The following is a 19,171-nucleotide window of genomic DNA, read 5'->3' on the forward strand; positions in this document are numbered from 1 at the left end:
CTCCTCCTAGCGACGGCGCTGACACACCGGAGTGACGAGTTCTGCGATGACTACAGCGGCTCTGATAAGGATGGGAACGTGCCCACTCTGGGGTGGGCACGTTCCCACCGCGCAACGAAGACTCATGGCAAGCAGATGGGTATGTCAATAACTTGAAACCAACTCGTCGTTCCGCGCCGGTCCCCGCGGTCGCCGTCCCGGCCCCGGGGCGTGCCGGGCCGACGGCGGCGTCTGCAAGAATTGCCGCAGGTCATCTCCGCGGCAGGCATCGCCGCCGCGGCCGCCCAGGGGGGAGCACATGAGCGGCAACCGCCGTCCGACCATCAAAACGGTCGCGGCCCGTGCAGGCGTGGGCCGCACCACGGTCTCCCGCGTCGTCAACGGCTCGGAGCTGGTCAGTGCCGACGCCCGTGCGAGGGTCCTGGCCGCGATCAAGGAGCTGAACTACGTCCCCAACTCGGTCGCCCGCGGCCTGGTGACCAACCGCACCAACGCGGTGGCCCTGGTGATCCCGGAGTCGGAGAGCCGGCTCGGTTCGGAACCGTTCTTCGCCGCGCTGATCCGCGGTGTCAGCGGCGCCCTCGCGGAGAGCCGGACCCAGCTCCAGCTGATGCTCGTCCGCGACCAGGCCGAGCGCGACCAGCTCACCGAGACGGTGGCGGCGCACCGCGTGGACGGCGTCCTGCTGGTCTCCGTGCACGCCGACGACCGGCTGCCGGGCATGCTGGAGGAGATGGGCCTGCCCACCGTGCTGGCCGGCCGCCGCGACGCGGGCGAACGGCTGAGCTACGTCGACTCCGACAACGCCGGGGGCGCCACCGCGGCGGTACGGCACCTGCTGCACCGCGGCCGGAGACGGATCGCCACGATCGCCGGCCCGCTGGACATGGACGTCGGCCGCAGCCGGCTCGCCGGCTGGCGCACCGCCCACCGGGAGGCGGGGGTGCCCGCGGACGAACTGCTGGTGGAAGAAGGCGACTTCACGGAGGAGGGCGCCCGCCGGGCCATGCGTTCGCTACTTGAACGCGCCCCGGATCTGGACGCCGTCTTCGCCGCCTCCGACCTCATGGCGGTCGGCGCCCTGGCCGAATTGCGACGGCGACGGCGGCGGGTGCCCGACGACGTCGCCGTCGTCGGCTACGAGGACTCCGTCCTCGCCCGTCACACCGCCCCGCCGCTGACGACCGTGCGCCAGCCGGTGGAGGAGATAGGCCGCACCATGGCCCGGATCCTCACCGGCATCACCCAGCAGGGCGGGCCGCGGCAGCAGCGGACGCTGCCCACGGAGCTGGTGGTGCGGGAGTCGTCGTAGCGGGGCCCCCGCGGAGGTGAGGGACGGGCGACGGCGGTTACCCGGGGGGTCCCAGCACTGCGACGAGGGAGAAGGAGCCATGGCCCACAGGACGAGCGCCCGGGACGTGGTGAACGCCATCAAGGACGTCGATTTCCCGGCCGGCAAGGACGACCTGGTCCAGGCGGCCGGCCGGTCGGGGGCCTCGCAGGACGTCGTCAAGGCGCTGCGCGGCATTCCGGCCGAGCAGTACGCCAATCGTGAGGAGGTGGCCCGGTCGGTGCGCGTGGACCCCGATTCCGACCTCGGCACGAGCCCCGCGCAGCAGGCGCGGCAGGCCCGTGCGGGCGGCCGGCAGGGGCAGTCCCAGCACCTGCGTGAGGTGCCCAAGCCGCCGGTGGAGGACGAACTGGACCGCTGAACCCGGCAGACGGTACGGGCGGGCCGCGCCGGTACCCGTCCCCGCGCGGGGGCCCGCCCGCGCCCCGGCCCCCCGGGGACCGCCGCCCCGGCCGGTGTCCGCGGGGTGCTCAGCGGGCGGCGCCCCGTTCCCGTCGCAGACGGCGCAGTACGACCATCAGGTCCAGGAGGGCCGTCAGCGCGAGCACGCCGCAGACGACGGCGAGCAGGACCAGCGGGCCCCGGCCGGGGCTGTCACCGGCGTCGGCCCCCGCGGCCCAGACGCCGAACAGCGCGGCGCCCGCGAGGAAGAGGGGCAGGAAGACCGCGGCGAGCAGCAGGCGCAGGCGCAGCGGGCTCCGCGCGGTGACCGGTTCGGTGCCGGTCCGCGGGAAGCGGCGGCCGATCGTTCCGGAACGGGCCCGGGAGACCGGCTCGCGGGTGGGATCGGTACGTGGGTCACGCACGCCGGACACCTCCTCCGTCGGGGGCACGCGGGCCGGGTAGCCGCCGCCTCCGGTGACAAACCGCTGTCCGTTGACGCGCGCCCGTTGCGGGTACTCGCCCCGGAACCGACCGCCGACCACCGGACCATGAGGAAGGACACCGCCTCATGCAGCACGACGAGTTCATCGGCAAGGTGCAGGCTCTCACCCGGCTGCCGGACCGGGGGACGTCCGAGCGGGCGACCCGGGCCGTGCTGAGCACGCTGGCCGAGCGGCTGCCGGCCGGGCTGGCGGGCCACGTGGCCGCCCAGCTGCCGCCGACCCTGGCCGCGCCCATGCGGCAGACCACCTCGGGCGAGCGCTTCGACCTGACGGCGTTCGCCGGACGGATCGCCGGCCGCGCGGAGACGGACGAGGACGCGGCCGTGCGCGAGGCCGCCGCCGTACTGGAGGTGCTCGACGCGGCCCTCACCCCGGAGCTGACGGAGAAGCTGGTCGCCGCACTGCCCAGGGACATCGGCGGTCTGCTGCCCGCCGGACGTGCCGACGACACCGACTGAGGAGGTGAACGGGCGTGGTTTCCGAGTCCGTGACGGTCCCCTCGGGCGGGGCGGCCCTGGCCGGTGATCTCGAGATTCCGGCCGGAGTGCGGGGCATGGTGCTGTTCGCGCACGGCAGCGGCAGTTCGCGGCACAGCCCCCGCAACCGGGCCGTCGCCACCGCGTTGCAGCTGGCGGGGTTCGGCACGCTGCTCCTCGACCTGCTGACCGAGGAGGAGGAGGGCGAGGACGCCGCGAGCGGCCGGCACCGCTTCGACATCGGCCTGCTGGCCCGGCGGCTGGCGCACACGATCGACTGGCTGGAGCAGCGCCCGGACACCGCGGATCTCGCGGTGGGCCTGTTCGGGGCCAGCACGGGGGCGGCGGCCGCCCTGGTGGCGGCGGCCGAACGTCCCCGGCGGGTGTCGGCGGTGGTGTCGCGGGGCGGACGCCCGGACCTGGCGGGCGATGCGCTGGCCCTGGTCTCGTCCCCGGTGCTGCTCGTCGTGGGCGGCGACGACGAGACGGTCCTCGACCTCAACCGCCGGGCCGCCGGACGGTTGTCCGCCGCCGCCCACCACCTCCACGTCGTGCCCGGCGCGACCCATCTCTTTCCGGAAGCCGGAGCGCTGGAACAGGTGGCCGAGCTCGCCGCCGACTGGTTCCGTGACCACCTGTGACGGGACGTGCGGCGAGCCGCGGCGCGCCGTACGCCGCGGCTCGCCCCCGGCTCAGCCCGTGCTGCAGGAGACGGTCGGCCAGTTCCAGTTGCCGTTGGCCATGATCGTCACCCCCCAGTTGTTGCCGCTGCCGTTGGGCTTGGCGACGAGGGTCTGGCTGCTGGGGTAGGAGGTGCTGACGTTCCAGGTCGAGGAGACCTTGGCCGGGGACGGCACGTTCATGGTCACCGTCCAGTCGCTGCCGCCGCTGACCGAGACGTTGAGGTTGTAGCGGTCCCCCCAGCGGTTGCCCGCGGACAGGGTCGCGGTGCAGGCGGTGCCGCCACCGCCGCCACCACCACCGCCTCCTCCCCCGCCGCCGGAACCGTCGGGGGCGACGGCGCGGCCGGTCTGCGGGGAGATCATGCCGGCGCACAGGCCCCGGGAGGCCAGGTTCTGCGCGATGCGCGGGATCGCGGCGATGGTGTTGGCCGGCCAGTCGTGCATCAGGATGACCTGGCCGTTGGTGAGCCGGGAGGCGGCCTGCACGATGGCGTCGGTGCTCGCGTTGTTCCAGTCCTGCGAGTCGACGTCCCAGATGATCTCGGTCAGGCCGTACTTGGCCTCGACCGCGCGCAGCGTCGAGTTGGTCTCGCCGTACGGCGGACGGAACAGCTTCGGCGTGCCGCCGCCGGCGTTCGCGATCGCCTGCTGGGTGCGGGCGATCTCGGAGTCCATCTGCGCCTGGCTCAGCTGGGTCATGTGCGGGTGGGTGTAGCTGTGGTTGGCGACCCACATCCCGGCGTCGACCTGGGCCTTGACCAGGGAGGGGTTGGCGGCGGCGTACTGGCCCTGGTTGAACATCGTGGCCCGCAGCCCGTTCTGCTTCAGCGCGTTGAGCAGGCTCATGGTGGTGCCGGTGGACGGGCCGTCGTCGAAGGTGAGCCCGACGTAGCCGTTGCAGGCGGCGGCGTGTGCCGGTGCGGCGTCGAGGGCCGTGGTGGCGGTGCCGGCCAGGGTCAGCGCGGCGACGGCCAGTCCCGACACCAGGGACCGGGTGGCGGGCGGTCGTTTTCCGGTGGTCATCTGCGGTGGTCCTCCTCGTGGGGGGGGGTCAGCCTGCGCTGCAGGACACCGACGGCCAGGTCCAGTTGCCGTTGGCCATGATCGTCGCGCCCCAGTTGTTGCCGCCGCCGTTGGACCTGGCGACCAGGGTCTGGCTGTCGGGGTAGGAGGCGCTGGTGTTCCAGGTGGAGGAGACCTTCGCCGGGGAGGGGACCCTCATCGTCACGGTCCAGTTGCTGGAGCCGCTCACCGAGACGTTGAGGTTGTAGCGGTCGCCCCACTTCTCGCCGGCCGACAGGGTCGCGGTGCAGCCGCCGGGGTTACCGCCACCGCCACCGCCGCCGCCACCGCCGCCGCCGGAGCCCTCGCTCACCGTGATGTTGGAGCTGCCGCTGCTCTGGTAGCCCTCGGTGGCCATGATCATGTAGTTGTGGCTGCCCAGGTTCATGCCCTTGCTCGCCCAGGCGTCGAAGTGGTTGCCGCTGGTGATGGTGCCGCCCGTGCGCTTGGACTGCCGCACGCTCCAGTACTGGTCGAAGGTCCTGGTGCCCTCGATGGAGGGGGCGTTGTACCGGGTCGTCTTGTAGATGTCGTACGTGCCGCCGTCGCTGGTGACGGTGCCCTTGTACTCACCGGTGGGCCGGAAGGTGCCCCAGTTGTCGACGATGTAGTACTCGATGAGCGGGCCGGTGGTCCATCCGTAGAGCGTCAGGTACGCGTTGCCGGACGGGTTGAAGGAGCCCGAGTAGGTGACCGTCTTGCGGCCGCCGGTGCTCCAGCCCTTGCCGGCGACGAAGTTGCCGGTGTTGCGCCACTGGGTGCCGTAGTTGCCGCCGGAGCCCAGGTCCATGGAGACGGTTCCCTGGGAGTCGGTCCAGAACGAGTACCACCAGCCGTTGTTGGTGCCGGTCTGGTTCGTGGTGACGGCGGCGGTCGCGGTGGTGGCGGTCAGGAGCAGCGCGGTGACGGCGGCCAGCGCGACGGTCCAGGCGCTTCTGACGCTCGGCAGCAGGCGGCCTCGCCTGCGGCTTCCTGGTCGGGTGAACACGTGCATGGAGTGCGCCTCCTGTGACGGCTCGGTGAGGGCTCGATGCCGGACAGTGTTGGCCTGTGCGCGTCAACCGTCAACAGTTTCGGTGAATGTTTCGAAATCTTCGGTCGATCAGAAGAAGCGGATGGATTCACGTATCTACAGCTCAGCGCGGGTGCTGAACCGGTCGAGTTGAATCGGATCACACCGGGTGCGGAATGACAGTCGAAGTTCTATGACGATTCATCGAAAGTTTCGAACGAAGAACGCCCCCACCCACGGAGCCCGGACGCCTGCTCGACGTCCGGGCTCCGTGGGCGGGAAGGACGCGTCTGCCCGGCGAGGCCGGCCTTGCGGTCACCGGACCCGACGGGAGGGGGAGTCGTCGGCGCCGCCGGTCAGGCTCGGGGGCATGGGTCGCCACCGCGGTCACCGGCCGGGCCCCGGTGACCGTGCCTCATGTGGGGGTCGTCCAGCGCGGGGCCGTCTCCGCCCAGGCCGTGTCCCAGTCGGCGAGGTTGCGGCGGCGCAGGGCCAGGCCGGCCAGGGCATGGGCGGCGGCACCGGTGAGGGCGACGCCGATCGCGGCGAGGAGGGACCAGCCCATGGTGCGGCTGCGGACCTCCTTGGCGGTCAGCGGCGGGTCCGTCGCCTCGCCGTCGGCGGTGATCCAGAGGCGGACGGTGTTGTCGGCGGTCAGCCCCGGCTGGACCTCGGTCCGCGTGGTGCGGGTGCGTCCCTCGCGGGTGACGACGCGGACCTCGGCCGGATAGCGGGTCTGCTTCTCCTCGTCCGAACCCGGCTCCGGGTGACGGGGCGCGTCCTCGACCAGGGTCCCGGTGGTCTCGTACCGGGTCAGGTTCTGGTGGCGGGCGGTGTCCTCGTAGTGCCGGCGGGCGGCGTCGCCGACGAGGACGGCGGCCACGGGCGCCACGGCCAGTACGGCGATCAGGGCCCCGAGGCCGATCCAGGCGTGCAGCGTGTCGGTGCGGCGGCGCAGGGGGTTGTGCCGCCAGCGCCACAGCAGGGGGCGCGGGGGCGGGCCGGGGGGCGGCTGTGCCGGAGGTGTCTCGCCGGCCACGTCGGGTCTCCTTCCGTTGCCGGGGCTCGGGCAGAGGGGCGGTCAGGCGGTTCCGGTGACCGAGGGGTGGTGGTGCGCCGCGGCGAGGAGGCCGGCGGCGCCCCGGACGGCGGCGGTGTGCGGCGACGGGACCTGCTGGACCGCGCAGCCGAGGCCGGCGGGGAGGTCACGGGTGATGTCGGGGCGCAGTGCGCCGCCGCCGGCCAGGAGGACTCCCCGGCGCAGGGCGGTGCGGGTGAGCGCGGTACGGTCCTGGCGCCGCATCGCAGCCACCATGTCGGCCACCGCGGCGGTGATGTCGCCGGGTGGTGTGCCGTCGGCCAGGTCGGCGGTGCCCAGCGCGGTGCGGCGGGCGTCGGTCACCGCGCCGTCCACGAGCAGCACCACCTCGGTGAGGTGGGCGCCGATGTCCACGACGAGCAGCGGACGGATGTGGTCGGCGCCCGCCGCCAGGGCCACCGCGCGGGCGCCGGGAACGGTCAGCACGGCGCGCGGACGGAGGATCTCGACGGCGGTGCGGGCGGCGGTCCGGAAGGCGAGCCCGTCCAGGACCGGCGCCGTGACGACGACCAGGGGGCGGCCGAGCCGGGGCAGCCGGTGTCCGAGCAGCCGCTCCAGCATCCGGGCCGTGCCGGGGGTGTCGACGATGGTGCCGCGCTGGATGGGGTGGACCGCGCCGGTGCCCGGGAAGGTCACGGTGGGCACGTCGAGGACCATGCCCCGCCCGGCGATCCACGCGCGTGTGCGGGCGCTGCCCAGGTCGAGAGCGATCCCCGAGCAGCGCCTGCACAGCGGCCAGTGCCGGTGCCGTACCGGTGTCGGAAGGGAACGCCGGATCACGGTCACCGACCGGCCTCCCTCACCTGCTGGCAGCGCCCGCAGTAGCGGGCCTGGGGGACGATCAGCAGGCGGTGGCGTTCGACGGCGCGGCGGCACAGGTGACAGGTGCCGTACTGCCCGGAGTCCATCCGGGCGAGCGCCGCCTCGACGTCGGCGAGCACCATGCGGGCGGACGCCGCGAGCTTGACGCCCACCTCGATCTGCGCGGCGTCCGTCTGACGGCGGTCGTCGGCACGGCTCGAGGAGTGGACGGCGAACTGCCGCAGCTGCTCCTGCCGGAACAGCCGCTGCTCGTGCAGGTTCTCGCGCAGCGCGGCGAGGTCCTCGGGGGTGAGGACCGTGTCGCGCTCGCCGATGGTCTGGTGGATCACCACTGCACCCCTTGGGCAGAGCGGGAGAGGAGGACGGACGGGGTCAGGCCCGGCCCTGACAGCCGACGCAGTACCGGGTGTGCGGGAGGATCTCCAGCCGCTCCGGCGGTACGGCCTTGGAGCAGCCCAGGCAGGTGCCGTAGGTGCCGTCCTCGACGCGCGCGAACGCCTCGTCGATCTCCGTCAGGACACGGGTGATGGCGTCCTTCTGGTTGGACATCAGGTGGTCGCCCGGGCTCTGCCCCGTTTCGTCGAGGGCCTTGAGCTGCGCCAGCCGGGTCGTGCGGGCGTGTTCGAGGCGTTGGCGGACCTCGTCGGCGGCCGGGTGGGCGGAACGGGGTTCGGTGCGGGGCAGGTCGAGCGACACGGAGGGTCCTCCTGGATGACGTACGGGTGATGTCCTCACCCTCGCCCGTTTCCGTCCCGGCGCCCATCGGGCGCGGTACCCATCTGCGCGGGGTCCGAGGACCCACCCCGGGCGACATGGGTCGGGCGGGCCGCGGGAAATGGGGCACGGGGCCCATCGACCGGAGCCCGTCCCTGGTGCACGCTGGCCGGTGTCCGCCGGGACAAGGGGGCCGCAGCCGCGTTCGAGGGCGCGGTGACCGACAGTAGAGGCAGACGAGAAAGAGGAAGGCGTGACCTCCGTGTCCCTGTACTGGCGGATCTTCGGGCTCAACGCGGTGGTGCTGGGCGCTGCCACCGCGCTGCTGCTGTGGGCTCCGGTGACCGTGTCCGTTCCGGTGCTGCTGACCGAGGCGGTGATCCTGGTGGGCGGCCTCGGCGTCATGCTCGTCGCCAACGCCGCCCTGCTGCGCATCGGCCTCGCCCCGCTGGACCGGGTGACGCGGCTGATGACCACCGTCGACCTGTTGCGTCCCGGTCAGCGGCTGCCGGTACGCGGCGGCGGTGAGGTCGCCGAACTGGTCAGCACGTTCAATTCGATGCTGGAGCGGCTGGAGGGGGAACGCGTCGCGAGCAGCGCCCGCGCCATCCTCGCCCAGGAGGGCGAACGGCGCCGTATCGCCCAGGAGCTGCACGACGAGGTCGGGCAGAGCATGACCGCCGTGCTGCTGGCCCTGAAGCGGGCGTCCGACGAGGCGTCCCAGCCGCTGCGCGGCGAGCTCCAGCAGGTACAGGAGATCACCCGGGAGAGCCTCGACGAGGTCCGCCGGCTGGTGCGCCGGCTGCGTCCGGGCGTGCTGGACGATCTGGGCCTGGTCAGTGCGGTCACCTCGCTGGCCACCGAGTTCGCCACGCACACCGGGCTGCGCGTGCTGCGCCGCTTCGCGCCCGAGCTGCCCGCTCTCGACCACGAGGCGGAGCTGGTGATCTACCGGGTGGCGCAGGAGAGCCTGACCAACGCCGCGCGGCACGCCGAGGCACGGTGCGTGGAGGTGAGCCTGCGCGGCGCCGACGGGTGCGTCGTCCTCGAGGTGGCCGACGACGGCCGCGGCATCGGGGCCGCGCACGAGGGCGCCGGGCTTCGCGGAATGCGGGAACGGGCCCTGCTGATCGGGGCCACACTGGACATCGCCAGTCCCGACGAGACCGTCGCGCCACCGGCCGGCACCCGGATCCGGCTGACCGTGCCCACCGCCAGGAAGCAGTCATGAACCACCAGGACACCCACGACGACCACCGGCCGGATCCCACGATCCGGATCCTGCTCGCCGACGACCACGCGCTGGTGCGGCGCGGCGTGCGGCTCATCCTCGACCGGGAGCCGGACCTGGAGGTGGTCGCCGAGGCGGGTGACGGCGCGGAGGCGATCGCCATGGCCCGCGCCCACGAGGTCGACCTGGCCGTCCTGGACATCGCCATGCCGCGGCTGACCGGTCTGCAGGCCGCCCGTGAGCTGACCGCGCTGAAGCCGGGGCTGCGCATCCTGATGCTGACGATGCACGACAACGAGCAGTACCTGTTCCAGGCGCTCAAGGCCGGGGCCGGCGGTTACGTGCTGAAGTCGGTCGCGGACCGCGACCTGGTCGCCGCCTGCCGGGCCGCGATGCGGGACGAGCCGTTCCTGTACCCGGGCGCGGTGACCGCCCTGATCCGCAACTACCTCGACCGGGTGAGGCACGGCGAGGAGGCGTCGGAGCAGCTGCTGACCCCGCGCGAGGAGGAGGTGCTCAAGCTCGTCGCCGAGGGCCACTCGTCGAAGGAGATCGCCGAGCTGCTGTTCATCAGCGTCAAGACGGTCCAGCGGCACCGCGAGAACCTGCTGCACAAGCTGGGGCTCCGGGACCGCCTCGAACTGACCCGTTACGCCATCCGCGCCGGGCTCGTCGAGCCTTGACCGCCGGCCGGCGGGGACGCTCCGCCCACCTTCCGTACCGGGCCGCCGCGGCGGCCCTCGCCGCGTTCGCCGCCGTGCTGCTGGCCCTCGGGTTCGCCCACGGCGCGGGACCGGCCCGCGCCGCGGCGTCACCCACCCCGTCGGCGTACCAGTCCGACACCCGTCCGTACGGCGACGACGCCTACGTCGGCGCCCGCACCCTGTTCACCCGGCCGGAGCGGGACACCGGTGAGCGGACGGTGCCCGCCGGACACCTGCTCTTCACCCCGGCGCACACGCCGACGGTCCCGCCCCGGCCGGCCCGGCCCGCGCCGGCGGCCGGGCACGCGCAGCCCGCCGCCGCGCACATGCCGTCGGACCTGGGGCGCGCCCCGCCCCCGGCCTCCAGCACCTGAGATTCCCCTCTTCCTCTTTCCGCGTGCCTGCTGGAGGCATCTGTGAAACGTCCCGCCCGCGTCAGGGCGTTGTTCGCGCTCGCCGTGATCGCCGCATCCGTGTTCATCGCCGTCACCGTTCCGGTCCGTCTGGGCCTGGACCTGCGGGGCGGCACCCAGATCGTGCTGGAGACCCGTTCCACCGAAACCGTGAAGGCCGACGGGGAGGCCACCGACCGCACCCTGGAGGTGCTGCGCGGCCGTGTCGACGCGCTCGGTGTCGCCGAACCGAGCATCGTCCGCTCCGGGGACAACCGGATCATCGTCGAGCTGCCCGGCGTGCAGGATCCGCGCAAGGCCGCCGACGTCCTCGGCCGTACCGCGCAGCTCTCCGTCCATGCGGTGCTCGGCGCCGCCGGCGGGTCCGACGAGGACCGGGCGGAGGGCGAACGCGTCCTGCCCGACGAGCAGTCCGGTGAACGGCTGCGGCTGGCCGCCGCGGCGCTCACCGGCCAGGACGTGAAGGACGCCGAGGGCCGCTTCGACCCGCAGAGCGGTGCCGGCTGGCACGTCACCGTGGACTTCGAGGACGACAAGGGCTGGGCGAAGCTGACCGGCGAGGCCGCCTGCCATCCGGCGGGCGACCCGCAGCGCCGGGTGGCGATCGTCCTGGACGACAAGATCATCTCCTCGCCGCAGGTCGACCCGTCCGTCGCGTGCGGCGCGGGCATCACCGGCGGGTCCACCCAGATCACCGGTTCCTTCACCAGCGACGAGGCCAAGGAACTCGCCCTGCTGGTCAAGGGCGGCGCCCTGCCGGTGCCGGTCGAGACGGTCGAGCAGCGGACCGTGGGCCCGACGCTGGGCGCCGAGGCCATCGAGGCGAGCGCCTGGGCGGCCGTCGTCGGCACCGCGCTGACCGCGGTCTTCATCATCGTCGTGTACCGGCTCATGGGTGTCCTGGCCACCCTGGCCCTGCTCTGCTACGGCCTGATCTCCTACGCCGGTCTGGCGGCCCTCGGCGCGACCCTGACCCTGCCCGGTCTCGCCGGTTTCGTGCTGGCCATCGGCATGGCCGTGGACGCCAACGTGCTGGTCTTCGAACGGGCCCGGGAGGAGTACGGCAAGCGCAGCCGGCCCAGCAGCCGCTCCGCCCTGACCGCCGGTTTCAAGGGCGCGTTCAGCGCCATCGCGGACTCCAACATCACCACGCTGATCGCGGCGGCGCTGCTGTTCCTGCTCGCCTCCGGTCCGGTGAAGGGCTTCGGCGTCACGCTGGGCATCGGTGTGCTCGCCTCCATGATCAGCGCCCTGGTGATCACCCGGGTGCTCGCGGAGTTCGCCGTGGCCCGCCGCTGGGTGCACCGGCGGCCGAAGGTCACCGGCCTGGCCTCCGTCGGCCGGGTCCGTACGTACCTCACCCGCCGCGACCCGCAGCTGATGCGGCGCCCGCTCCGCTGGCTGGCGGTGTCCGCCGTGGTGCTCGCCGTCGCCGGCGCGGGCATCGTGGTGCGCGGGCTGAACTTCGGCGTGGAGTTCACCGGCGGCCGCCTCATCGAGTACTCCACCAGCGAGACCGTCGACCCGGACCGGGCCCGTGAGGCCCTGGCCGACGCCGGCTTCCCGCAGGCGGTCGTGCAGTCCTCCGGCGACGACAAGCTGACGGTGCGCACCGAGGAGCTGACCAACGCGGAGGCGGTCGAGGTGGCCGGCGCCGTCGCGGAGGCCGGCGGCGGGGCCGAGAAGGTCCGTGACGAGCTGATCGGCCCGAGCCTCGGCGACGAGCTGCGGCGCAACGCGCTGATCGCGCTCGGTCTGGCCCTCGGCGCCCAGCTGCTGTACCTGGCCTTCCGGTTCCGCTGGATGTTCGGTGCGGGGGCGGTGGCCGCCCTGGCGCACGACGTGGTGATCCTCACCGGCGTCTTCGCCTGGCTGGGCAAGCCGATCGACGGCGTGTTCCTGGCCGCGCTGCTCACCGTGATCGGTTACTCGGTGAACGACTCCGTGGTGGTCTTCGACCGGATCCGCGAGCTGTGGCGGAAGGACGGCAAGGCGCCGTTGTCCCAGGTCACCAACCAGGCGATCCTGCAGACGGTGCCCCGCACGGTCAACACCGGCATCGGTGTGATCTTCATCCTGGCCGCGCTGGCGCTGCTGGGCGGCGACTCGCTCACCGACTTCGCGCTCGCGCTGCTGATCGGCATGCTCGTGGGCACGTACTCGTCGGTCCTGACCGCCTCGCCGCTCGCCGTCGTGCTCGGCTCGTCCACCGGCGGCGGCAAGGGCGGCCGGGGTCGTGGCCGGGGCGGTTCCGGGCGGGCGAAGCCCGGCGCCGCGGAGCGCCCGGACCGGGCCCAGGCCGCACGGGCACGGTAGGAACGGGCGGAAGGGGGAGGGCCGCCCGCACGGGCGGCCCTCCCCCTTCGTGCGGCACCGCCGCTACGCCACCACCGCCTCCCCCGGCTGCCGCTCGAACTGGGTGCGGTACAGCTCGGCGTAGCGGCCGTCCGCGGCCAGCAACCGCTCGTGCGTGCCGCGTTCCACGATCCGGCCGGCCTCGACGACCAGGATGAGGTCGGCGGCGCGGACGGTGGACAGCCGGTGGGCGATCACCACCGCCGTCCTGCCCTCCAGCGCCTCCGTGAGCGCCTCCTGCACGGCCGCCTCGGAGGTGTTGTCCAGGTGCGCGGTGGCCTCGTCGAGGATGACCACGCGCTGGCGCGCCAGCAGCAGCCGGGCGATGGTCATCCGCTGGCGCTCCCCGCCGGAGAGCCGGTAGCCGCGTTCGCCGACCACCGTGTCCAGACCGTCGGGCAGGGACCGTACGAGGGCGTCGAGGCGGGCCCGGCGCAGGGCGTCCCACAGATCGGACTCGTCGGCCTCCGGCCGGGCCAGGAGCAGATTGGCGCGCACCGTGTCGTGGAAGAGGTGGCCGTCCTGGGTGACCATCCCGAGAGCGGCGCGCAGCGACCCCGCGGACAGGTCGCGGACGTCCACGCCGCCCAGGCGCACGGCGCCGGAGTCGACGTCGTACAGCCGTGGCAGCAACTGGGCGATGGTCGACTTGCCCGCGCCGGAGGAGCCGACGAGGGCGACGGTCTGCCCGGGTTCGGCGCGGAAGGAGATGCCGTGCAGGACCTCGTCACCGCCGCGCGCGTCGAGGGAGGCGACCTCCTCCAGGGAGGCCAGGGAGACCTTGTCGGCGGACGGATAGCCGAAGCGGACGTCGTCGAACTCCACGGAGACCGGGCCCTCGGGCACCTCCCGCGCGTCCGGCCTCTCGCCGACGAGCGGTTCGAGGTCCAGGACCTCGAAGACCCGCTCGAAGCTGACCAGCGCGCTCATCACCTCCACCCGTGCCCCGGCGAGCGAGGTGAGCGGCGCGTACAGCCGGGTCAGCAGCAGTGCCAGCGCCACGACGGCGCCCGGCTCCAGGGCGCCGCCGAGGGCGAGCACGCCGCCGAGGCCGTAGACCAGGGCGAGGGCGAGGGCGGAGACCAGGGTCAGCGCGGTGATGAACACCGTCTGCGCCGTGGCCGTGCGGACGCCGATGTCCCGCACCCGGCGGGCGCGCAGCGCGAACTGGGCGGACTCCTCCTCGGGGCGTCCGAACAGCTTGATCAGGGTGGCGCCGGGCGCGGAGAACCGTTCCGTCATACGGGTGCCCATGGCCGCGTCCAGGGCTGCGGCCTCGCGCTGCATCCCGGCCATGCGGCGCCCCATGCGACGGGCCGGGACCACGAACACCGGCAGCAGGACCAGCGCGAGCAGGGTGATCCGCCAGGACAGGGTGAGCATCACGGCGAGGGCGAGCACCAGGGTGACCAGATTGCCGACCACGCTCGACAGGGTGTTGCTGAAGGCCCGCTGGGCGCCGATGACGTCGTTGTTGAGGCGGGAGACGAGCGCTCCCGTGCGCGTGCGTGTGAAGAACGCGACCGGCATCCGCTGCACGTGGTCGAAGACCGCGGTCCGCAGGTCGAGGATGAGTTCCTCGCCGAGGGCCGCCGACAGTCTGCGGTCGAGTACGCCGAGGGCCGCCTCCACGACCGCGATCAGCGCGATGAGCAGGGCCAGGCGGACCACCGCGGCCTCGTCGCCGCCGGAGACGATGGTGTCCATGACGCGCCCGGCGAGCAGGGGGGTGGCGACGGCGAGCGCCGCGGTCGCCGTGCCGAGGAGCACGGACAGGGCCAGACGGCGGCGATGGGGGCGGGCGAAGGCGCCGATGCGGCGCAGTGTCGCCCTGGTCAGGGGGCGGTGCTCGTCCTCCGCGGTCATGACGCCGCGCAACTGTGTCCACGCTGTGGTCTCCATGCTCATGAACGCGACCGTAGGACCTCGAGCATGATTGAGGTCAAGGACGGCCCGGTCCCGCCGGCCGGCCGTCGACGGGCGTCCGGCCCGCCGCAGCGCGTGGCCGGCGGCCGTCGCGGTGGGCACGCTCGTGGCCGTACGGCGGCTGCGGCGGGCGCGTTCCCGCGGACGGCGCCGGGCGAGGCGCGGTCGGTGCACGTCCTGCCCTCCCGGGCGCCGGCGCCGTGGGGCGGAGCGCCGGCCCTCCCCGCGCTGCAGGCGACCGCCCTGGTGCTGGTGGGCCCGGCGTTCGGGCTGTCGGCGCCGCCGGCGCACACGGCGGTGGCGCATCCGGCAGCGACGGTCGCGGCGGCGCTGGTGGCGGCTCCGGGCGGGACCGGCTCGGTGGAGGCGGCGTTGGCCGTGGCGCTGGTGACGGTGGGCGTGGCCGCCGCGCCGGCCACGGCGGTGGTGCCGGCCTTCCGGATCATCACGGTGTGGCTGCCGCTGCCGCCGGGGGCGTTGACGCCGGGCGCGCTGGTCCGGCTGGAGGTGATCCGGCCGGCGGGGCGAGGCCGGGCCGGTACGAACCGCCCCGCGGGATACGGCAGGATGAGCGATCGCGCCGACCGCGGGCCGGGAGCGGTCGACGCGACGTACATCCCGTAGAAACCAAGCAGGTGACGACACGTGACACGACTTCACATACGGCCGTCGGCCAGGGCGTTCGCCGGGGGTGAGCGGTGACCCGCGCGCTCACCGGCCACGACCTGGTGTACGCCGGCATCGCCCTCGCGGCCGGCCTGCTGGCGGCGTTCCTGCTGCGGCTGCTGCTGCGCCGGCTGGACCGGCTGGCGGAGCGCACCAGTTGGCGCGGGGACGACGTCCTCGTGGACGCGCTGCGCATGATCGCGCCGTGGGCGGCGATCGCGGGCGGCGCCGCCTCCGCGGCGGCGGCGCTGCCGCTGACCCGCACCGTGCAGCACAACGTCAACCAGGTGCTGACGCTGACGGTCATCTTCGCCGCGACGATCTCGGCGGCCCGGGTGGTGGCGGGGCTGGTGCGCTCGGTCACCCAGTCCCGCTCCGGTGTCGCCGGGTCGGCGACCATCTTCATGAACATCACCCGGATCCTGGTCCTGGCGATCGGTTTCCTGGTGGGGCTGCAGACGCTGGGCATCTCGATCGCCCCGCTGCTCACCGCCCTCGGCGTCGGCGGTCTGGCGGTCGCGCTGGCCCTGCAGGACACGCTCGCCAACCTGTTCGCGGGCATCCACATCCTCGCCTCCAAGACCGTGCAGCCCGGGGACTACATCCAGCTGAGCAGCGGCGAGGAGGGCTACGTCGAGGACATCAACTGGCGCCAGACGACGGTCCGCAACCTGTCCAACAACCTGGTGGTCATCCCGAACGCGCAGCTCGCCAAGACGAACATGACCAACTTCATGCGTCCCGAGCAGCAACTGACCATCCTGGTGCAGGTCGGGGTGTCGTACGACAGCGACCTCGAGCAGGTGGAGCGGGTGACGAAGGAGGTCGTCGCCGAGGTGATGACGGAGATCACCGGCGCCGTGCCGGAGCACGAGCCCGCGGTGCGCTTCCACACCTTCGGGGACTCCCGCATCGGCTTCACCGTCATCCTGGGCGTCGGCGAGTTCAGCGACCAGTACCGGATCAAGCACGAGTTCATCAAGCGCCTGCACCGCCGCTACCGCGAGGAGGGCATCCGCATCCCGTCGCCGGCGCGGACGGTGGCGCTCCAGCAGGGCTCCGTGGTCTTCCCCCAGCAGCGCGACACGGACGCCGCACCGGACGACATGACCACCACCCGGCCGATCTGAGCCCACCGTCCCGGGTGGTCTCCCGCCGCGCCGGAAGGACCGTGGCGAAAGCAAGAGCCCGCCTTCCGGATCCTGCCGGGGTCGCGGGGTCCGGCGCGCGCGTCCGCGGCGTTGTCGCCGGTTGCCGGGGCTCCGCCCCGACGCCCTCCTCGGCCCCGCATCCGTGCGCGCCGGACCCCGCTCGGCCCGACGGCGAGGCGCCGTCGCCCGGAGCCGGCCTGACCCGGAGGACGGACCCTGGGCCGGAAGTCGGCGCGGACCCCTGTCGAACCCCGGTCGATCACGAGATATCTTGATGTCGAGCAATGTTGCAGACGTGGAGCGGAGCACCCGGTGACTGACTCGACCATCATCTACACGCACACTGACGAGGCCCCGGCCCTGGCGACGTATTCCTTCCTGCCGGTGGTCCAGGCGTACGCCTCGCAGGCGGGTGTCACCGTGGAGACGCGTGACATCTCGCTGGCCGGGCGCATCATCGCCCTGTTCCCGGAGTACCTGGCCGAGGACCAGCGCATCCCGGACGCCCTCTCGGAGCTCGGTGAGCTGGCCAAGACGCCGGCGGCCAACATCATCAAGCTGCCGAACATCTCGGCGTCGATCCCGCAGCTCAAGGCCGCGATCGCCGAGCTGCAGGACCAGGGCTACGCGCTTCCGGCCTACCCGGACGACCCGAAGACCGACGAGGAGCGGGAGATCCGCGCCCGCTACGACAAGGTCAAGGGCTCGGCCGTCAACCCGGTGCTGCGCGAGGGCAACTCCGACCGCCGCGCACCCGCCTCGGTGAAGAACTACGCCAAGACCCACCCGCACCGCATGGGCGCCTGGAGCCCCGAGTCAAAGACCAGCGTCGCCACGATGGGCCAGGACGACTTCCGCTCCACGGAGAAGTCGGTGGTCATCGCCGAGGACGGCGCGCTGCGCATCGAGCTCAAGGGCGACGACGGCACCACCACGGTGCTGCGCGAGTCCGTGCCCGTCCTGAAGGGCGAGGTCGTCGACGCCTCCGTGATGCGCGTCGCCGCGCTGCGCGAGTTCCTGACCGCGCAGGTCGCCCGCGCCAAGCAGGAGGGCGTGCTGTTCTCCGTGCACCTGAAGGCCACGATGATGAAGGTCTCCGACCCGATCGTCTTCGGCCACGTGGTGCGCGCCTTCTTCCCGAAGACGTTCGCGCAGTACGGCGACAAGCTCGCCGCGGCCGGCCTCACCCCGAACGACGGTCTGGGCGGCATCTACAAGGGCCTGGAGGCCCTGCCCGAGGGCGCCGAGATCAAGGCCTCCTTCGACGCGGAGCTCGCCGAGGGCCCGGCGCTGGCGATGGTCGACTCCGACAAGGGCATCACCAACCTGCACGTCCCCTCGGACGTCATCGTCGACGCCTCCATGCCGGCCATGATCCGCACCTCCGGCCACATGTGGGGCCCGGACGGCCAGGAGGCCGACACCCTCGCCGTCCTGCCGGACTCCAGCTACGCCGGCGTCTACCAGGCCGTGATCGAGGACTGCCGGGCCAACGGCGCCTACGACCCGTCCACCATGGGCTCGGTGCCGAACGTCGGTCTGATGGCGCAGAAGGCCGAGGAGTACGGCAGCCACGACAAGACCTTCGAGATCCCCACCACGGGTACGGTCCGTCTGGTGGACGGCAACGGCGACGTGGTCCTCGAGCAGGCCGTCTCCGCCGGTGACATCTTCCGCGCCTGCCAGACCAAGGACGCCCCGATCCGCGACTGGGTGAAGCTGGCCGTCACCCGCGCCCGTGCCACCGGCGACCCGGCGGTCTTCTGGCTGGACGAGGACCGTGCGCACGACGCCAACCTGATCGCCAAGGTGAAGCAGTACCTGCCGGAGCACGACACCGAGGGCCTGGACATCCGCATCCTGAACCCGGTCGAGGCGACCAAGCTGTCGGTGGAGCGCATCCGCCGCGGCGAGAACACCATCTCGGTGACCGGCAACGTGCTCCGCGACTACCTCACCGACCTGTTCCCCATCCTGGAGCTGGGCACCAGCGCCAAGATGCTGTCGGTCGTCCCGCTGATGGCGGGCGGCGGCCTGTTCGAGACGGGCGCCGGCGGCTCCGCGCCGAAGCACGTGCAGCAGCTGGTCAAGGAGAACTACCTGCGCTGGGACTCCCTCGGTGAGTTCTTCGCGCTGGTGCCGTCCCTGGAGCAGTACGCCGAGGCCACGGGCAACACCCGGGCCAAGGTCCTCGCCGACACCCTCGACCGCGCCACGGCGACCTTCCTCAACGAGGACAAGTCCCCGACCCGTCGCGTCGGCGGCATCGACAACCGCGGCAGCCACTTCTACCTGTCCCTGTACTGGGCGCAGGAGCTGGCCGCGCAGAGCGACGACGCGGACCTGGCGAAGGCCTTCGCCCCGCTCGCCGAGACGCTCACCGCCAACGAGGCGAAGATCGTCGAGGAGCTGAACGCCGTCCAGGGCAAGCCCGCCGAGATCGGCGGCTACTACCAGCCCGACCCGGCCAGGGCCGCCGCGGTCATGCGCCCGTCCACCACGTGGAACGAGGCGCTGGCCTCCCTGAGCTGACGCGATCAGCCCGCGCGTTCCGCCCCGGCCGGCCAGGCGCCCGGCCGGGGCGGAGCCGTCCGAGGGGCGGCGTTGTCAGTGGCGTAT

18 protein-coding genes and 1 pseudogene are annotated in these 19,171 nt (G+C 73.0%); 11 read left to right on the top strand and 8 right to left on the bottom strand.

Features of this window, described 5'->3' with window-relative positions; translation table 11 throughout:
• Positions 1–298 precede the first annotated feature (298 nt).
• Positions 299–1,312 carry a LacI family DNA-binding transcriptional regulator gene (locus tag ACZ8ZB_RS03795; RefSeq protein WP_470736300.1) on the top strand — a complete coding sequence of 338 codons (1,014 nt, stop codon included), beginning with the start codon at positions 299–301 and terminating at the stop codon, positions 1,310–1,312.
• 79 nt (positions 1,313–1,391) lie between these two features.
• Positions 1,392–1,712: a DUF2795 domain-containing protein gene (locus ACZ8ZB_RS03800; RefSeq protein ID WP_470736301.1), complete on the top strand. Its 321-nt coding sequence runs from the start codon at positions 1,392–1,394 to the stop codon at positions 1,710–1,712.
• 109 nt (positions 1,713–1,821) lie between these two features.
• On the opposite strand, the gene ACZ8ZB_RS03805 is transcribed toward ACZ8ZB_RS03800, so the two are convergent.
• Entirely contained in the window at positions 1,822–2,157 is a 336-nt protein-coding gene (locus ACZ8ZB_RS03805; RefSeq protein ID WP_470736302.1) for a DUF6343 family protein, read from the bottom strand.
• A 146-nt stretch (positions 2,158–2,303) separates the two neighbouring features.
• On the opposite strand from ACZ8ZB_RS03805, the gene ACZ8ZB_RS03810 reads away from it, so the two are divergent.
• Positions 2,304–2,696, top strand: coding sequence for a DUF2267 domain-containing protein (locus ACZ8ZB_RS03810; RefSeq protein ID WP_470736303.1), 393 nt, complete (start codon positions 2,304–2,306; stop codon positions 2,694–2,696).
• A gap of 14 nt (positions 2,697–2,710) precedes the next feature.
• Entirely contained in the window at positions 2,711–3,355 is a 645-nt protein-coding gene (locus ACZ8ZB_RS03815; protein ID WP_470736304.1) for a dienelactone hydrolase family protein, read from the top strand.
• 51 nt (positions 3,356–3,406) lie between these two features.
• On the opposite strand, the gene ACZ8ZB_RS03820 is transcribed toward ACZ8ZB_RS03815, so the two are convergent.
• From ACZ8ZB_RS03820 to ACZ8ZB_RS03845, 6 genes are all read right to left on the bottom strand, one after another.
• Entirely contained in the window at positions 3,407–4,420 is a 1,014-nt protein-coding gene (locus ACZ8ZB_RS03820) for a polysaccharide deacetylase family protein (RefSeq protein WP_470736305.1), read from the bottom strand.
• Between the two features lie 28 nt (positions 4,421–4,448).
• Positions 4,449–5,453, bottom strand: coding sequence for a glycoside hydrolase family 11 protein (locus ACZ8ZB_RS03825; protein WP_470736306.1), 1,005 nt, complete (start codon positions 5,451–5,453; stop codon positions 4,449–4,451).
• Between the two features lie 433 nt (positions 5,454–5,886).
• Complete coding sequence (locus tag ACZ8ZB_RS03830; RefSeq protein ID WP_470736307.1) at positions 5,887–6,510, bottom strand: Rv1733c family protein; 624 nt, start codon at positions 6,508–6,510, stop codon at positions 5,887–5,889.
• 42 nt (positions 6,511–6,552) lie between these two features.
• The gene (locus ACZ8ZB_RS03835; protein WP_470736308.1) at positions 6,553–7,356 is read right to left on the bottom strand and encodes a rod shape-determining protein; all 804 of its coding nucleotides are present in this window, start codon (positions 7,354–7,356) and stop codon (positions 6,553–6,555) included.
• Positions 7,353–7,724, bottom strand: coding sequence for a TraR/DksA family transcriptional regulator (locus ACZ8ZB_RS03840; protein WP_470736309.1), 372 nt, complete (start codon positions 7,722–7,724; stop codon positions 7,353–7,355). Before ACZ8ZB_RS03840 ends, ACZ8ZB_RS03835 begins: the two co-directional genes overlap by 4 nt.
• A 40-nt stretch (positions 7,725–7,764) precedes the next feature.
• Entirely contained in the window at positions 7,765–8,088 is a 324-nt protein-coding gene (locus ACZ8ZB_RS03845; RefSeq protein ID WP_470736310.1) for a TraR/DksA family transcriptional regulator, read from the bottom strand.
• Between the two features lie 271 nt (positions 8,089–8,359).
• Between ACZ8ZB_RS03845 and ACZ8ZB_RS03850 the strand changes: the two genes are divergently transcribed.
• From ACZ8ZB_RS03850 to secD, 4 genes are read left to right on the top strand one after another with little or no spacing between them, the layout of a single operon-like run.
• Entirely contained in the window at positions 8,360–9,337 is a 978-nt protein-coding gene (locus ACZ8ZB_RS03850; protein ID WP_470736311.1) for a HAMP domain-containing sensor histidine kinase, read from the top strand.
• Positions 9,334–10,020 (top strand): response regulator, encoded by a 687-nt coding sequence (locus tag ACZ8ZB_RS03855; RefSeq protein ID WP_470736312.1) that lies wholly within the window; start codon positions 9,334–9,336, stop codon positions 10,018–10,020. The genes ACZ8ZB_RS03850 and ACZ8ZB_RS03855 overlap by 4 nt, the downstream gene beginning before the upstream one ends.
• The gene (locus tag ACZ8ZB_RS03860; protein ID WP_470736313.1) at positions 10,017–10,415 is read left to right on the top strand and encodes a hypothetical protein; all 399 of its coding nucleotides are present in this window, start codon (positions 10,017–10,019) and stop codon (positions 10,413–10,415) included. Before ACZ8ZB_RS03855 ends, ACZ8ZB_RS03860 begins: the two co-directional genes overlap by 4 nt.
• 42 nt (positions 10,416–10,457) lie before the next feature.
• Complete coding sequence (secD, locus tag ACZ8ZB_RS03865) at positions 10,458–12,770, top strand: protein translocase subunit SecD (protein ID WP_470736314.1); 2,313 nt, start codon at positions 10,458–10,460, stop codon at positions 12,768–12,770.
• Positions 12,771–12,833: 63 nt separating this feature from the next.
• On the opposite strand, the gene ACZ8ZB_RS03870 is transcribed toward secD, so the two are convergent.
• Positions 12,834–14,717, bottom strand: coding sequence for an ABC transporter ATP-binding protein (locus ACZ8ZB_RS03870; RefSeq protein WP_470736315.1), 1,884 nt, complete (start codon positions 14,715–14,717; stop codon positions 12,834–12,836).
• A gap of 150 nt (positions 14,718–14,867) precedes the next feature.
• Between ACZ8ZB_RS03870 and ACZ8ZB_RS03875 the strand changes: the two are divergent.
• The 3 genes and pseudogenes from ACZ8ZB_RS03875 to ACZ8ZB_RS03885 form a co-directional block, all read left to right on the top strand.
• Positions 14,868–15,248: pseudogene (locus ACZ8ZB_RS03875) on the top strand (lysylphosphatidylglycerol synthase domain-containing protein); the annotation flags it as partial.
• A 185-nt stretch (positions 15,249–15,433) separates the two neighbouring features.
• Entirely contained in the window at positions 15,434–16,531 is a 1,098-nt protein-coding gene (locus ACZ8ZB_RS03880; RefSeq protein ID WP_470736316.1) for a mechanosensitive ion channel family protein, read from the top strand.
• Positions 16,532–16,864: 333 nt separating this feature from the next.
• Positions 16,865–19,084 carry an NADP-dependent isocitrate dehydrogenase gene (locus ACZ8ZB_RS03885; protein WP_470736317.1) on the top strand — a complete coding sequence of 740 codons (2,220 nt, stop codon included), beginning with the start codon at positions 16,865–16,867 and terminating at the stop codon, positions 19,082–19,084.
• The last annotated feature ends 87 nt before the right edge of the window (positions 19,085–19,171 follow it).

It is taken from the genome of Streptomyces sp. 12E, assembly GCF_055633275.1.